This window comes from Candidatus Nitrotoga sp. AM1P (assembly GCF_013168275.1).
Taxonomy (GTDB): Bacteria; Pseudomonadota; Gammaproteobacteria; order Burkholderiales; family Gallionellaceae; genus Nitrotoga.
Genome location: NZ_AP019547.1, coordinates 1,130,200 through 1,143,981 on the forward strand (window position 1 = coordinate 1,130,200; position 13,782 = coordinate 1,143,981).

A 13,782-nucleotide genomic window follows, 5' to 3' on the forward strand; every position below is an offset into this window, starting at 1 on the left:
GCTGAAAGGCAAGAACTGCTCACAGATATCTTACGGAAAAGAGATTACTTTCTCGTTAATGGTCATGAGTGATTCGACAAGTCAAAATCGTGGGTATAAACACCAATTAGCGCCTGAAAACGGGAGTAAACTGCCTCCCTATAAGATAAAATGCTGCCATTAATCAAAGGGCGGTATGCGACGGACTCGACACGAATCGATGCATTTTGACGGTGTTGAGCCCGTTGGTCTGCCCGTTACGGCTATCACTGGGCGCTATGGGAATGTCGCGAGCGACTTTTTACAGACACGTCGGCGTCGTTTCGCCGCACTCATGAGGAACGGGAATGCTCCAACTACTTGAACACGCCGACAACGTGCGTCGCAAGGTTGCACCACTGACCGCTCAGAAGCACAAGGCCGAATTCGGCCAGTTCTTGACGCCTTCGAGCGTCGCTCGATTCATGGCGTCCCTGTTCCCAGTCAGTAGCCGGCAGACCTGCACTCTGCTTGATGCAGGTGCTGGCGTTGGCGCTTTGTCATGCGCGTTTCTTGACCGCTGGGCAGCGGGCGGCTTTGGCTTTGCCAAAGTGGAGGCGTGTGCTTATGAAATCGACCCGGCAATGCGCATGCACCTTGCGCAAACGATGGCGGCTTATGGCGAACGTCTAGCCGTGAAGTCACAGATCATGACAGACGACTTTATCGAACATGCCGCGATGCTCTGCAAGCAGGGCCAAGGCGGCTTTACGCACGCTATTCTGAATCCGCCTTATAAGAAAATTAATAGCAACTCAGCGCATCGCCTGACGTTGCGCGCAGTCGGTATTGAGACGGTTAATCTGTATTCGGCCTTTGTAGCACTGGCAGTAGCGTTAGCTGCACCTGGCGGGCAGATCGTAGCGATCATCCCGCGCAGCTTCTGCAATGGGCCGTATTACCGGCCTTTTCGCGATTTTATATTTGAGCGGGCTGCAATTCGACACATGCACTTGTTCGAGTCACGCAGCAAGGCTTTCAAGGATGATGATGTTTTGCAGGAGAACATCATCCTGTTGCTGGAACGTGGTGGACAGCAAGGTGACGTGACAGTGACCACATCGACCGATGATAGTTTCGACGACCTCGTGACGAATACGCATCCCTTTAAACGGATCGTGTTCCCTGATGATTCCGAGCGTTTCATCCATGTGCCGACTTCACAAGAGCGTAACGCCATTGAGCTTTCAACCGCAATTCGCTATTCGTTGGAGGATATTGGTATAAAAGCATCGACCGGGCCGGTTGTCGATTTTAGGCTGAAAGAGCATCTCCGTGAGATGCCAGAATCGGGAACCGTACCACTGCTGTATCCAGCACATTTTTCTGGACAAAACATCGAATGGCCGAAACCGGGAATCAAAAAGCCAAATGCTATCCAGCGTAACGCTGAGACGGAAAAATGGCTTTATCCGAATGGCTTCTATTGTGTTGTTCGCCGCTTTTCATCAAAAGAAGAAAAACGCCGGATCGTTGCCAGTGTTGTGCAGCCAGACACTTTTGGCGATTCTGAAATGCTGGGTCTAGAAAATCACCTGAACGTGTATCACGAAAACAAGCACGGTTTACCAGAAGCACTTGCGCGTGGCTTGGCTATGTACCTCAATATGACCGGCGTTGATGAAAACTTCCGTCGTTCGAGTGGGCATACCCAAGTCAATGCAACCGATCTCAAGATGATGAAGTATCCGAGTCGGAAAGCGCTGATGGCGCTTGGAGAATGGGCATTACGCTGCGGCGAGCCTACGCAGGACATGATTGATGAACAACTGAATAACCTGACCGCATGACAACGAATAATAACAATCATATCGACGAGGCGCATAAAATCCTCATTTCTCTTGGTCTGCCGCGTGCGCAGCACAACGAACGATCCGCGCTGTCCTTGTTGGCGCTGTTGAATCTCTCCCCTGGCAAGACGTGGGCACAGGCTGAAAATCCACTTGTTGGAATCACACCGATCATGGACTGGTCGCGGAAACACTACGGCAAGGAATACGCGCCGAACACGCGAGAAACATTCCGACGCCAGACAATGCACCAGTTCGTTGATGCCGGGATTGCCCTCTACAACCCTGACAAATCAGATCGCCCGGTGAACAGCCCCAAGGCCGTTTATCAGGTTGCTCCTGCTGTGCTAACGCTGTTGCGTAGTTTTGGCACCCCCGAATGGCACGACAACTTGACGACTTATCTGTCCCTAAGTCAGACGTTGGCGGCAAAATACGCGATGGAGCGCGAGCAAAACCGCATCCCAATGCAGATTGCGCCTGGTAAAGAAATTACCCTTAGTCCCGGCGAACATAGCGAGTTAATCCGCGCCATCGTCGAAGAGTTTGGCCCGCGTTTTGCACCCGGTAGTGTGTTGGTTTATGCAGGGGATACTGGCGACAAATGGGGCTATTTCGATGCGCCCTTGCTGGCCGAGCTGGGTGTCGATGTGGATTCACATGGCAAGATGCCTGATGTGGTGCTCCACTTCGTCGATAAAAATTGGCTGCTGCTGGTGGAGTCTGTCACGAGTCATGGTCCAGTCGATGGAAAACGTCATGCAGAACTGGCCAAGTTGTTTGCTGGATCAACTGCTGGTCTGGTATACGTGACTGCATTCCCGAATCGGTCAATCATGGGGCGGTATCTTGGTGAAATCGCATGGGAAACCGAAGTGTGGGTTGCTGATGCACCATCACACCTGATTCACTTCAACGGCGTGCGCTTCCTTGGGCCATATGTCACCGAATGACGAACAATCTGTATTTAAAACCATTTGGAATAAAAATAATCAATGAATCTCTAATAGACCTCTGGCGTGACATTCTTCGTCATCCGATTAAAGCAGGCGGATAATGCGCAGATGCTCTTAAGCCGGTGGCGAGCTTGGTAAGGGATTCAACAAGGTCATCAACTTCAAAACCAGAAACGCCTATGTGCTGGCCAACTTTATACGTCTTATCCCCGGACATCTTGATATATTTGTCATCAACAATTCCTTCACTATGAGCAAGTAAATGACGTTTTTGAAATAATATATTAAGAGCATCAAGTTGTTTGGTGCTAAGCAGATCGTTGTAGCCGATTCCGATGACAGCATGCCAAAGATCGCTTCCCTGGGCAAGGCGCTGAAACGCGTTGAAGGGGGGCGTGGCGGCTCCCGGATTCATTTCATAGAGCTTCTCGCAATATTTCTGGAATGCAGTCACGCCATCCTGCAAGCAAGTTTCTATCAGCGAGCGACAAGTTAACTCGCCATCGTCCTTTTTACCAACTGCATCGAAAGCTGCGCGCACAAGCTCCATGTTGTCCTTCTTTGCTCGTATCTTTCGAAGAGAGTCTTGAAACATACGTTCAACGGAATTGTGCCCACATGCAGGGCAAAAATAAGCTGAACCGATCACCGCAAATCTTGATGAGCACTTTTCGCATTGAATTTCCAACTGCATAGCTTCAGTCGCTGCCGCTGGAAATATAAACGTCCTGCTGTGCCCACCGGAAACGTTCATCGACATGCTGATAAAATTATTGCGTGACTTTCTACTATTGAATTTCTGCGCGTCATCGCGCATGGCCTGGTTAATATGTCCTTGCAGGACAGTCAACGCTTCAGTCTTTACATGTTCAACTTGCGCGATTGTAAACCACTGCTTTGGTTCAGCAGAATGCCCGCACATTGGACACCAAACAACCTCATCGCGAAATATATTTCTCCAATCGTTCTCATTCACCTTGAAAAGGAATTCGCAGTCGGTATTGGGACACTGTTTGTCAATGTAGCCTTTACTATCGGTCTTGATCGGAATTGAAAGTTGTTTTGTTTTCTCGATTGTTTCCAATGAGCGAAGCAAGTTTTTGAACATTTAAGGACTCCATAGCTGAATGATCGCTGGCAAAGGCCGCGACGCCTTTAGTGCTGATGAGAAGGAAATTCCTGGCCTTCAAGCAAGTCGGAAATGCCAGACAGCCTTCGGTTCAGTGCTTATTGTCTCTGGGAGGAAACGGATCTTTGCCGTAACTATCGCTATCCTGAATCGTTCCGTCCTTACGGTGGATGACCAATTCAACCTGCTCGCGCTTAGCTTGGTCACGCCCCTGTTTTAATGCATCAACTTTGGTGTCGTGAACAGACCCCGCGCGTGTAGTTCCTTCCTTCCTGGTGGCCCATCCGTCTTTGTGCGGCACCACATGAATATCTTTTTTGGTCATGGCATTACCCTTTCTTCACGTCGTTATGAGAGCTCACTACCCGTAATTGCGGTCGTCGCGTCGAGGTCACCGCGACGCGATTTCTAGAACTCAAACCCGTCAAAGCCAAGCCAAACACCAACTGATCCAGTTCTTCAACATGAACGTTGAGAGCATCAGCGATATCCAGCTTGGTAACGGCTTCCTCACGTAAGGCGGCAAATATTTTCGCGAGAACCTGGGATGTCTCGCGAGGCGCTTCCTCCGGCTCACGTTTGTGATAGCCGCGTTTAGCAATTTCGATGCACAAATTGCGGTAATGCCAATCGGAGACTAACCCGACATCGCGCAGGCGATAAGCCAGTGCCGCGACAGAAACTGTCCAAAAGACCTTGAACCGCACCAATTGATCCACCGTCGCCATATGTGGGGCATTAGCTAAAACACTCGCGCGCGGCATTAACAATGCAGAAGCAAACGCATTAGCTTCTCGCTCAACTTCCGGTCCTCGCGCTCCAGCATGTCGGTGAAGCACGAGATGGCCAAGTTCGTGCGCCGCGTCGAATCGACTGCGCTCGCATGATTTTTTTGTGTTCATAAACACGAAAGGGGTTTCGGCATGCCACATCGAAAAGGCATCAACCTGGACCGTATCGATTGACAAAGAAAAAACCCGTATTCCCTTGGCCTCCAAAAGGTGAATCATATTCTTGACCGGCAGTTCGCCTAGCCCCCAGAGCCGCCGTAATGTCTCTGCTGCCGCTTCAGGACTGGTCTCCTGGCTGAGGTCGGGCAACTCTGCTCGGGGCAGGTCAAAGCGCACGTCAACCCATTGATGCAACAGCAAAGCAATCGCTCCAGCCCCAAGCGCCGTATCACGCTGACCAGCAGTCATCTTTGACATCGAACGGAAACTCACGATGTCGGGCGAAATTTCATCCAAGTCGTCGCCAAAGAAAAACTGCACTGGAAAATGTAGTTTTTCAGCCAATTGAATAAGCCGCTCTGGATCGGGCTTGTACTCTTCACTCTCGTAGCCTGTAATCGAGCGCACCTCCACGCCGACCAGTTCCGCCAACTTTGTTTTCGTCAGTCCACGACGGCGGCGCGCAAGCGTCAATCGTTTTGGATTGAATTCAAGCAATTCATTCATGCCTTTCGCCGAACTGCAACATCAAGATCAGGCTGCGAGGGAGGGATAATCTCTTGCGGGTCGAAATCTAGCGGAATCGTACGCAGCAGAATTCGTTCGCGCCAGCCGTTGATTCGACCATTCGAACCAATATCAAACGGCTGAGACAATTCAGACCGAATTTCGTTGAGAGCATGGTGGACCAGGAGCAGCCAAGTCATGGGCTGACCCTCTTTGGGGTCATTCTGCAATTCGTCGGGTCCCATGCCTGGGAGCCAAGCTTGTAAACGGTTAATCTCTATCGCATCGATGGTACTTGGACCCTTCACTGACTTGTTGCACGGGAAACCACTCGCCATTCCAGTCGCTTCGTCGCCGGTTGCCACCGCAATTGCAAAATAACCATCCGGATGAATAATTCTTGAGTAATTTTTTTCATCATTGCGTTTCCAGCCTATCGTGGTGAGCTGTTCACGCAGCACGCGCACAGTTTCTCCCCAGGCAACAAAGGGTGCATAAAGCGGGGGATGATTAGCCGTACAGTTGCTCCGCGCCAGATAGCCGTGCTTGGCCGCCTCAAGCAATGCCTCCTCGTTCAGTCCAAGTCGGGCCAGAGCGCTCTTGGCAGCAATCGGTTCAATATGCAGTATGGTCGCCATCAAGAATTCCATTTGTAATTAACTTCCGGAAATTTTACCGCATGAGAGGGAGAAAAACAAGAAGTTGATATTGCACCAGCCTAAAATTTTAAAAGTCATCTGGTTAGATGAATTGGCCGGTTCCGTCTTATTTGTCTTATATCATCCAGCGATCAGGTATCCCTGAATGAGGAAAAGCCGAGGCTGATCTGGCATAGATTGCCATAACTCAACATTCCGCTCCTCTGTTTCGCAGCACGTTCTTGACGTTTTCGATTGTCCTCTTCGCAGTGTCCCGCTCCAGCGGCAGATTGTTCTCTGCATAGGCGATTTCAGCAGCCTTGCGGAATATGGCGTGCAGTTCGCTCACTGGCTTACCCTGAAGTTCCTCCATGGTTGTGATGTAAGTTTTCATCTTTACCTCCTGATGTTGGAGGCCGCATTTTCGCGACCTTTTGTAAGGCCGGAGATGCGCGGGAATTCACGTATGGCACCCTCAGGGCCGCAACGTCAGAGGAGGAGCGCTTGCCGCTTGCCGGTATTTGAATTCTTGCGTTACGAACGCGCCAGAAAGGACGACGAAGTCGTGATCCGCAAAAGAGGGACGGTGCTCAATGACTGATCACTCCATGCGGGGATACGTTGGTCAGGCAGGAAGGATGCAGATTCACATCCTGCTATCGCTCCCATTTTTATATGAAGCAGATTCTCAGCAATTCTTTGGCGACCCCGCCCACGATGTCAGCGGGCCGGGTGCTCTGCGCTTTGCGCACCGAGCCACTTTCAGGGTCTCGGCCATCCGGTAACGCCCCCTGTCGCAACGACCAATAAATTGCGGCGGCCATTCGCCCCCCGCTGTTTTCAATGGCACAAACGCTAAGGGGACCAGCCCCCTCGCGCCAGCAAGGCCTTGTCCTCCGGGTTTTGGCTCCCCCGCTCAAAAGAAAAAACAATCGCGGTCCCCCCAAAAAAGTCTCCGACTTCAAAACCTTGCTTCTGCGTCCCCCGTGTTCGCCACATGGCAGGGGTATTCGCGCAACAAAAGCGCAAATAACCCCATAGCCCACACGAAAGGACAAATCATGAAAACCGCCACCAACACCGCAGACATTTACACCCGCGTTACAAACAAGATCATTGCCGACCTAGAGCAAGGCACGCGCCCATGGTTTAAGCCGTGGAGCGCCAGCAACACCACCGACCGCATCACCCTGCCACTGCGTCATAACGGCGTGCCGTACCGGGGAATCAACATCCTTTTGCTCTGGGGGGAAGCGATGGCGAAGGGGTATTCGTCATCGCGCTGGATGACTTTTAAGCAAGCCTCCGAGCTGGGCGCAAACGTCCGGAAAGGCGAACACGGTTCACTTGTGGTCTATGCGAACACGATCACCAAGACCGAATCTGACGATAACGGGCAGGAGATCGAGCGCGAAATTCCATTTATGAAAGGGTACACCGTGTTTAATGTGGAGCAGATCGAGGGGCTACCTGACAGCTACCAGATTAAACCGGAGCCGAAAGGCGAAACGCTGCAACTGATCGAGCAAGCGGAAGCCTTTTTCGCCGCCAGTGGCGCGACGTTCCGGCATGGTGGAAACCGGGCCTATTACGCCCCCGCGCTGGACCTGATCCAACTGCCTCCAGCGGAGGCGTTCAGGGACGCGGAGAGCTATGCATCAACCAAGGCGCACGAGCTGACGCACTGGACTTCCCACCCTTCGCGCCTCAATCGCATTTTAGGGAAACGCTTCGGGGATGAGGCCTACGCCGCCGAGGAATTAATTGCCGAACTGGGGGCCGCGTTTCTCTCTGTGGATCTAGGCATCACGCCGGAGCCAAGGGAAGATCATGCAGCCTATCTGGCGCACTGGCTCAAGGTGCTGAGAGAAGACAGGAAGGCCATTTTTACGGCAGCGGCACACGCACAACGGGCTGTTGATTTCCTTCACACCCTGCAAGGCGAAAAGGCAATCGCAGCATGATCGAATACGCCGTCGAAACGATGCAATGGCGCGGCCTCAATATCGAGGTCCGCTATTGCCCGGACTGGACACCGGTCTATCGCGAGATATACGGCTACGCGCTCGCGCATCTGGAAATCCGGAGCGCCCGCGCCCTGCCGATGACCAAAACCGGTTACCTGTCGAAATTTGAAAGAGCGGAAAATGTTGACGCCGAAGGCGGCCCCGCCGCCTATGTCCGCGCATGGCTTGAACATGCAGCGCCGCAACCGCAGGAAGACCCCCGGCAGTTCTTTGTTCGGGCTCGTTGATTTCTGAGTGTTTATCAATAATTTCGTGCACGTCCTGCCGAGGTCATCGCATTCTGGAAGATCGCGCCCCTGGCCTGTGGCCACCCGCGCCCCCCACCCGTGGGGCCGGTCTTCGCCCCGTCCCCTTACGAACCCGCGCTTGCTTGCGCGGATTGAGTCCGGCCCAAATATCAAACATCATTTAATCCTCCGGGAGTGTGATTCCACTCGTCTTCTGGACGCTTGTTGATACCACCGCCCATGTTGACGGCTTCATTCAGGCAACGGTCGCAATATTGCAGGCGGGCAATGATCGCGACAGATTCCTTATGGCCGTACACGTTCAGCATGTCCTTTCGGTGCCCTGCATAGAGCAGCACGATATGGAATGACTCTCCGTAATACACCGTTTTCCGGATGACGCGGCCTTTTGCGGATGCTTGGCGGATTTCATACTCGTGACGTTGCTGTTCGGCATTGGTACGGTCATGGACGTGCAGCAAAAAGCGATGCTCCAGATTACGATCAAAGTGCTGCCACCCAAACCAGCGGCGGACACGTATTTCATCTGTGGTCATGACAATGATCGTTTTGCGGTGAAAGATTCTTCTGACGAACCATGCCAGTATGTAATACGCGATGACGTACATCAAAACGGCGCGAATGGTATTCCACCAATCCAGATGGGGGTGGTATATTTGCGAAGCAATGCAGCTCATTGTCAGCACAACCTTCAGGACCGTGCTCATGGAATCGGCAAGTTTTGCGCGCAGCGGCGTTAATTGACGCGGTGTAATCGTGAATGTGGGGAGACCTTTGGGATCGGTGGACTCGACAGTACAGGGTTTGCCGGAAAGCGGATTTTTGAATCGCGTTTGCATCATGATCTCCAGTTAAATTCTGGATTCATGGTATGAGTCCTGTTATCCCGGATACCTCGCGCGTTCCTCGTACCGCTTTGTCAGGAGGAAAAATGAATTTTACGGATTGGCAAATCGACAGGATCAGACGGGCTCTGAACAACTATCGCGCCGCCGAGTCGCGCAACGGTCAGACCTTGCCGTGGAAGACGGTGACAAATCGCATATTGCTATGCCCGGCAATCCGGCATTCTCCTTTGAAAGGCGATGATGATCAGGAATTCAAAGAAGAGGCTTTGAGGCGCTTTGCAAACGGCCAAAGTTTTTTGCAACTGCGCAAGCTGGATGATTTGAAAACATTTCTGATCCATGCCGGAATCCTTATGGAAGACGAACTGAGCGATGATGCAGATAACCTTAAGGAGGCACTGGCAGTTCATGGTTATCTCGCAAGCGATACAGAGGACGCAAAACAATTTTTGTCCGGGATGGCCGATAGTTACCTGGTTGCACGCGTAACAGATGAGATTTCAGAAACAATTAAATTGAATATCCTGCCGGAACGGTGGGGAACAATGTTTCGCGTAGAGGAACGTCTTCAAGAGAATGTTGAGCATGCCATTTTCACATATGCAAAGGAAAAGGATGGCTTCATCCAGTCAACGGAAATCCGTAGAGGATATGGGTTTGTGGCGACACGGCTGAACGTTCTTCATATCTTTCTGCGCGGTGCCGCAGCTTCTGACAGAATTCACTATATTGAGCTATTCCCGCGGGGCGTTCGATGTACACGCGAGATTTTCTTGCTAAGGGCAGGTGGAAGACCTCCCGGCTATATGGATATAAATGATGCGGAAGCAGCGATATACAATTGCAACACCTATCGATTCTACCCGTTACGGGACAGGGTGCATGACGATACAACGGCAGGCAACTGAGTCTATGAGAGAAAAGAGGGGGTATCTATGATCGACAAACAAGATATTGATGCTGTCTTGACCACATCGGATTCCGAGGCGAAAAACATAAGGGGGTATCTGCTGATTGAAGCTGTTCGCAATAAGAACACATCCTGGATCAATGACACTCTGGAAAATGGCACTGATGTAAACTTTCAAGACGAAGAGGGAATGACCCCGTTACACCATGCCGCAGCGCTAGGCGCGCGGCCTTGCATCCGGCTGCTGGTCAACAGCGGGAGATGCAATTACTTGCTCCGGGATAAGCTTGGCAGGTACGCTTCCGATCTCGCCATCGAGTGGGCCAGGGATTATGCCGTAGGGCGGCTGCTGACCAAGCATCAAGTCAGGCAAGCATGCGAACAGGGCGTTCCGGCTTGGTCCAAAGCAAAAATTAAGGAATTGTCCGCTCTTTAGAAATAAAATTTTCCAAGTTTGTATAAAATGGCGAATAACAACAGTTTATTTTTTCATTTTTTTGGCGCATATCTTACGCGCACTATCAAAGCTTATTTTGTTGGCCCCGCCTGCATAATAGGATCATCGAATTGTACTGGATCGTCTTCCCAGCCGCAGATTGGACATATGTCCCTCGTTCTGAAAGCGTCATTTGCTTACAGCAGGGACACGCCATAAATTTTTTCACATCAGTCATTGCTTATTTCAATAATTAATACCATCTCACGGCCTAAATAATAGTAAATATGAAAGTTATATTAATCAATATTGCGCTCTTCGTTAGAAAAATCGTTCCAAGCTCTACAATATTCGGTTGACTTATTACCTAATAAGTTAATGGTATTAAAATCAATTTTCTTTAAATCAATAGCCGTTATAAGTGCTTCCAAAAAACACGTTGCTAGCGCGTCTTTTACAGATGAATCGCCGTAAGTAAGGCCATTTTCTACAATTTCTAATGTGGCTTTTCGTTGTTCTATTGTTAAATCTGAGAAATTTTCTACAAAATAGTTTACATAGCATAGAATATCATTGGAGATACCTGGATCTTCTTGCTCCCAATAATTTATATAGTCTTTCCAGCAAGAAGAAAAGGTAGGCGTCACAAGGATAAAATTTTTGATTATTTGATGTCTGTCCATATTTATTATTTTCCAATAGCATCATTAAGATCTAGTAAAATTTGTTCTGTAGCGGCTTTGTCTTGTGCAGACGCATTTGGATTATTTCTTTTCCATCGTTCCAAAGATCGAATTGAATCTTCAGCCTTTTGGATATGCTGCCTTCCACCAACTGTTTGACCAGTATGTCTCTCAAACCGTACAGCATCAGCGGTACTTCCGCTACCAATCGCTGCGTTTTCTCTATATAAAGAATCAACAATTTGACTAAGCTGTGCATCACTTACAGAAGGTTTAGCCATTCCACGCCGTAATTCAATTTTGTACTTTTCATGTAAAGCAGCGTTCTGTGCATTAGGAACCCTGGATGCACCTACAGAATCTTCATGAAATCCTGTATTCTGTAGTCTGGCAAGTTGAGCTGATTCAAGGCGAGAGGTAATTGCTACCTTGCTTGTGGAAGACAGCAACAGGCTACGGACACTTTCGCTAATTTGGCTTTGCTTTTGTGTTGTCCATCTAGGTGCCTGCTGCTGCCTCTGGCGTGCGAGCCTAGCACTCAGTCCCGAGACGCGGGAGGCAGGAACAGTAAAAATACGCCCCTGAAATTTGATCAACGCACGCCCATCGGTTGTGACGCGACCGGTGAAGCCCCGCTGAATCTCTCCCGCCGTTAAAGGTCGAACCATCTTCGGAACGCCACCGGAAATAACCATTCCGGTTGGCTTCCCGCCTTGCATCGTTCCTAGCTTTCCCTGTTGTTGCAACTGTCGGCGCTGTTGCTCCGCCGCCTGCCGCTGTTGCTGTTGCTGCTGCTGCAGTTGCTGGCGCTGCTGCGCTTGCATCTGCTGTCGCTGTTGATCCTGCATTTGCTGACGTTGTTGCGCCTGCATCTGTTGACGCTGTTGATCCTGCATCTGCTGCCGCTGCTGCGCTTGTTGCTGTTGACGTTGCTGGTCTTGTTGCTGCTGACGTTGCTGCTCTTGTTGGCGCTGCTGCTGCGCTTGCTGTTGTTGCCAGTTGGACTGTGCAAACAGTGATCCGGAGGGCATTGCAATAGAAGCCAGTGCGCCAATGCAAAGCGCAAATATTGTGCGTCTCATGGTTCTGACCATTTGCATTCCCCTCTAGATAAAAGGCGCTGGCTGCTAAAATCCCTCTTGGCAGGCCTGAAACTTGCCTCTGTTTTTTTCGATATTCATTATATTCATTGCAGTTTCTTTGAAATTTTTCGTAAGACCCTTTCGGTTGGCTTGTGACACGCGGGCATTGCTCAACCCACCGGTGAAGCAGAGGCAGAAATCATTGGCCTTATAGCTGCTCGGGGCTGGATCTTTGAGGCATGCATTCATGATCGCGTCAGGTGCTGGCAGGGGTGCTTCGTCATTCTGAACATATGCCTTCAGATTCTTGGCGAACTGTTCGAGTCCTGGCGTCTTACATTGGTGCCGCTGCAAAAGCGCTTCGGTATCCTTCATGCCAGCCTCGAATGGATCGTTCGCGATAGGGGCTGGCGACATCAATAAGTTTGGGTTTTTTATGACTTGCGCCAGCAAGGCCAGTCCTCTCATCAAAGTCGCTCCGAATTCGGCTTGGCCGAGGTTAAAATGATCAGCGTCAGCCGCTGCCTTGAGTCCATCGACTTCTCGTTGAGTAAAATTGCTTTCACATATTGCTCGAATATTGTCAGCAATATTAATCAGATATTTTTTGGTCCAACTTTCGTTGGACGAAATATCATCGAACTTTCTGTTGTAGATATTTTCAATAATTTCCGGCATGGCATATGGTTTCAGAGTTGCCGCATTTGACGCGACGGTGGCCTTCTCGGCTACATTTTCTTCTGCCTCGGCCTTTGCATATTCGTCAGTTTTGTCTTCGAATTCGGCTATTATTTTTTTGGCCGGTTCGAAACCGGATTCAACAGCTTTCTCGTATAAAGATCGTGCAAGCACCGGATCTGCTTCAATGCCCGGCACACCTTCGACATGAAGGTCGGCGAGATAGGCCAACGCGCCCCCATGGCTTTCTTGAGCAGCGTCAATGAGCTGCTCGATTGCATCCTCAATCCGGTCAGCTTTAAGGTACCCGCGCGCCAGCTGGAAACGCAAACGCGGCGTTTGCGGCTCGGCATTGACCGCCGCCTCGCAAACACGGATTACTGTTGGTGCATCAAGTATTTCGTCGGAGATGCCAACAGTGAAGGCTTCAGGGTCGTCTGGATGGGCAGCCAGCGCATCGCACTCCTGTATGATGTTTGGAGGTTTACTGGCCGAAGCGGAAGGCTGCGCTGCCGGAGATAGAACTGTTGACGGCGGAACTGGTGGTGCCAAGGCCTTAAGACGGTGTTCATAGTATATAACAAGACCCTGTTTATAGAATTCAACCAGGCAGGCTGTCGTCTGGCACTGATCTCGTGCCTCGCACTCCTTTGTAAGTAAGTGCGCTCCCTCTTGATCGGGAGTACTATATTCGGCAAATAGAGATAGAAATGCATCGCCCAACTCTTTATGCAACATAGATAGTTCTGGCGAGGAAATGACCATTTTTTTTGTTTCCTCATTTGCTTGGGGGCAATCAAAACTTAAAGCTTGTAATGGCTCAGCAACGAATACCAGGAGGACGGCAACGACTGCGGCAATTCGATAGATCGGAATGTACAC

Annotated in this window: 18 protein-coding genes; 7 read left to right on the forward strand and 11 right to left on the reverse strand. The window is 50.4% G+C overall.

Annotated features, from left to right (window positions below):
• Positions 1-326: 326 nt before the first annotated feature.
• The gene (locus W01_RS05010) at positions 327-1,808 is read left to right on the forward strand and encodes an Eco57I restriction-modification methylase domain-containing protein (protein ID WP_173052626.1); all 1,482 of its coding nucleotides are present in this window, start codon (positions 327-329) and stop codon (positions 1,806-1,808) included.
• Complete coding sequence (locus W01_RS05015) at positions 1,805-2,761, forward strand: BsuBI/PstI family type II restriction endonuclease (protein ID WP_173052628.1); 957 nt, start codon at positions 1,805-1,807, stop codon at positions 2,759-2,761. Before W01_RS05010 ends, W01_RS05015 begins: the two co-directional genes overlap by 4 nt.
• 79 nt (positions 2,762-2,840) lie before the next feature.
• On the opposite strand, the gene W01_RS05020 is transcribed toward W01_RS05015, so the two are convergent.
• The 6 genes from W01_RS05020 to W01_RS05045 form a co-directional block, all read right to left on the reverse strand.
• Positions 2,841-3,872, reverse strand: a complete 1,032-nt coding sequence (locus W01_RS05020) for a hypothetical protein (RefSeq protein WP_173052630.1) — start codon at positions 3,870-3,872, stop codon at positions 2,841-2,843.
• A gap of 112 nt (positions 3,873-3,984) precedes the next feature.
• Complete coding sequence (locus W01_RS05025) at positions 3,985-4,218, reverse strand: DUF2188 domain-containing protein (protein WP_173052632.1); 234 nt, start codon at positions 4,216-4,218, stop codon at positions 3,985-3,987.
• A 4-nt stretch (positions 4,219-4,222) separates the two neighbouring features.
• Entirely contained in the window at positions 4,223-5,350 is a 1,128-nt protein-coding gene (locus W01_RS05030; RefSeq protein ID WP_173052634.1) for a helix-turn-helix domain-containing protein, read from the reverse strand.
• Entirely contained in the window at positions 5,347-5,988 is a 642-nt protein-coding gene (locus W01_RS05035) for a hypothetical protein (RefSeq protein WP_173052636.1), read from the reverse strand. Before W01_RS05035 ends, W01_RS05030 begins: the two co-directional genes overlap by 4 nt.
• Positions 5,989-6,196: 208 nt before the next feature.
• Entirely contained in the window at positions 6,197-6,382 is a 186-nt protein-coding gene (locus W01_RS05040; protein ID WP_173052638.1) for a hypothetical protein, read from the reverse strand.
• Between the two features lie 277 nt (positions 6,383-6,659).
• Complete coding sequence (locus W01_RS05045) at positions 6,660-6,812, reverse strand: hypothetical protein (protein ID WP_173052640.1); 153 nt, start codon at positions 6,810-6,812, stop codon at positions 6,660-6,662.
• Positions 6,813-7,049: 237 nt separating this feature from the next.
• On the opposite strand from W01_RS05045, the gene W01_RS05050 reads away from it, so the two are divergent.
• Both W01_RS05050 and W01_RS05055 read left to right on the forward strand, forming a co-directional pair.
• Positions 7,050-7,952 (forward strand): ArdC family protein, encoded by a 903-nt coding sequence (locus W01_RS05050; RefSeq protein WP_173052642.1) that lies wholly within the window; start codon positions 7,050-7,052, stop codon positions 7,950-7,952.
• Positions 7,949-8,242 carry a hypothetical protein gene (locus W01_RS05055; protein ID WP_198421352.1) on the forward strand — a complete coding sequence of 98 codons (294 nt, stop codon included), beginning with the start codon at positions 7,949-7,951 and terminating at the stop codon, positions 8,240-8,242. The genes W01_RS05050 and W01_RS05055 overlap by 4 nt, the downstream gene beginning before the upstream one ends.
• Positions 8,243-8,412: 170 nt before the next feature.
• Here the strand turns inward: W01_RS05055 and W01_RS05060 are convergent, their stop codons facing one another.
• Positions 8,413-9,102, reverse strand: coding sequence for a hypothetical protein (locus tag W01_RS05060; RefSeq protein WP_173052644.1), 690 nt, complete (start codon positions 9,100-9,102; stop codon positions 8,413-8,415).
• 92 nt (positions 9,103-9,194) lie between these two features.
• Between W01_RS05060 and W01_RS05065 the strand changes: the two genes are divergently transcribed.
• Entirely contained in the window at positions 9,195-10,019 is an 825-nt protein-coding gene (locus tag W01_RS05065) for a hypothetical protein (protein WP_173052645.1), read from the forward strand.
• A gap of 27 nt (positions 10,020-10,046) precedes the next feature.
• The gene (locus tag W01_RS05070; RefSeq protein WP_173052647.1) at positions 10,047-10,457 is read left to right on the forward strand and encodes an ankyrin repeat domain-containing protein; all 411 of its coding nucleotides are present in this window, start codon (positions 10,047-10,049) and stop codon (positions 10,455-10,457) included.
• Between the two features lie 92 nt (positions 10,458-10,549).
• Here the strand turns inward: W01_RS05070 and W01_RS14655 are convergent, their stop codons facing one another.
• From W01_RS14655 to W01_RS13885, 3 genes are all read right to left on the reverse strand, one after another.
• A complete protein-coding gene (locus W01_RS14655) occupies positions 10,550-10,627 on the reverse strand; it encodes a CPCC family cysteine-rich protein (protein ID WP_198421386.1) in 78 nt (25 codons plus the stop codon).
• Positions 10,628-10,756: 129 nt separating this feature from the next.
• On the reverse strand, positions 10,757-11,140 hold the full coding sequence (locus tag W01_RS05080) for a DUF7674 family protein (RefSeq protein ID WP_173052649.1): 384 nt from the start codon (positions 11,138-11,140) through the stop codon (positions 10,757-10,759).
• A 5-nt stretch (positions 11,141-11,145) separates the two neighbouring features.
• Positions 11,146-11,835 carry a hypothetical protein gene (locus W01_RS13885; protein ID WP_173052651.1) on the reverse strand — a complete coding sequence of 230 codons (690 nt, stop codon included), beginning with the start codon at positions 11,833-11,835 and terminating at the stop codon, positions 11,146-11,148.
• A gap of 42 nt (positions 11,836-11,877) precedes the next feature.
• On the opposite strand from W01_RS13885, the gene W01_RS05090 reads away from it, so the two are divergent.
• On the forward strand, positions 11,878-12,159 hold the full coding sequence (locus tag W01_RS05090) for a hypothetical protein (RefSeq protein ID WP_173052653.1): 282 nt from the start codon (positions 11,878-11,880) through the stop codon (positions 12,157-12,159).
• A gap of 108 nt (positions 12,160-12,267) precedes the next feature.
• Here W01_RS05090 and W01_RS05095 read toward each other — a convergent pair whose 3' ends face one another.
• The gene (locus tag W01_RS05095) at positions 12,268-13,782 is read right to left on the reverse strand and encodes a hypothetical protein (RefSeq protein ID WP_173052655.1); all 1,515 of its coding nucleotides are present in this window, start codon (positions 13,780-13,782) and stop codon (positions 12,268-12,270) included.

Bases quoted from the DNA above. Each gene is read 5' to 3' on its own strand.
- W01_RS13885 (WP_173052651.1), bottom strand. From the start codon at position 11,835: ATGGTTATTTCCGGTGGCGTTCCGAAGATGGTTCGACCTTTAACGGCG.
- W01_RS05010 (WP_173052626.1), top strand. From the start codon at position 327: ATGCTCCAACTACTTGAACACGCCGACAACGTGCGTCGCAAGGTTGCA.
- W01_RS05050 (WP_173052642.1), top strand. From the start codon at position 7,050: ATGAAAACCGCCACCAACACCGCAGACATTTACACCCGCGTTACAAAC.
- W01_RS05045 (WP_173052640.1), bottom strand. From the start codon at position 6,812: ATGGCCGCCGCAATTTATTGGTCGTTGCGACAGGGGGCGTTACCGGAT.
- W01_RS05025 (WP_173052632.1), bottom strand. From the start codon at position 4,218: ATGACCAAAAAAGATATTCATGTGGTGCCGCACAAAGACGGATGGGCC.
- W01_RS05065 (WP_173052645.1), top strand. From the start codon at position 9,195: ATGAATTTTACGGATTGGCAAATCGACAGGATCAGACGGGCTCTGAAC.
- W01_RS05015 (WP_173052628.1), top strand. From the start codon at position 1,805: ATGACAACGAATAATAACAATCATATCGACGAGGCGCATAAAATCCTC.
- W01_RS05080 (WP_173052649.1), bottom strand. From the start codon at position 11,140: ATGGACAGACATCAAATAATCAAAAATTTTATCCTTGTGACGCCTACC.
- W01_RS05020 (WP_173052630.1), bottom strand. From the start codon at position 3,872: ATGTTCAAAAACTTGCTTCGCTCATTGGAAACAATCGAGAAAACAAAA.
- W01_RS05035 (WP_173052636.1), bottom strand. From the start codon at position 5,988: ATGGCGACCATACTGCATATTGAACCGATTGCTGCCAAGAGCGCTCTG.
- W01_RS05060 (WP_173052644.1), bottom strand. From the start codon at position 9,102: ATGCAAACGCGATTCAAAAATCCGCTTTCCGGCAAACCCTGTACTGTC.
- W01_RS05040 (WP_173052638.1), bottom strand. From the start codon at position 6,382: ATGAAAACTTACATCACAACCATGGAGGAACTTCAGGGTAAGCCAGTG.
- W01_RS05030 (WP_173052634.1), bottom strand. From the start codon at position 5,350: ATGAATGAATTGCTTGAATTCAATCCAAAACGATTGACGCTTGCGCGC.
- W01_RS05055 (WP_198421352.1), top strand. From the start codon at position 7,949: ATGATCGAATACGCCGTCGAAACGATGCAATGGCGCGGCCTCAATATC.
- W01_RS05070 (WP_173052647.1), top strand. From the start codon at position 10,047: ATGATCGACAAACAAGATATTGATGCTGTCTTGACCACATCGGATTCC.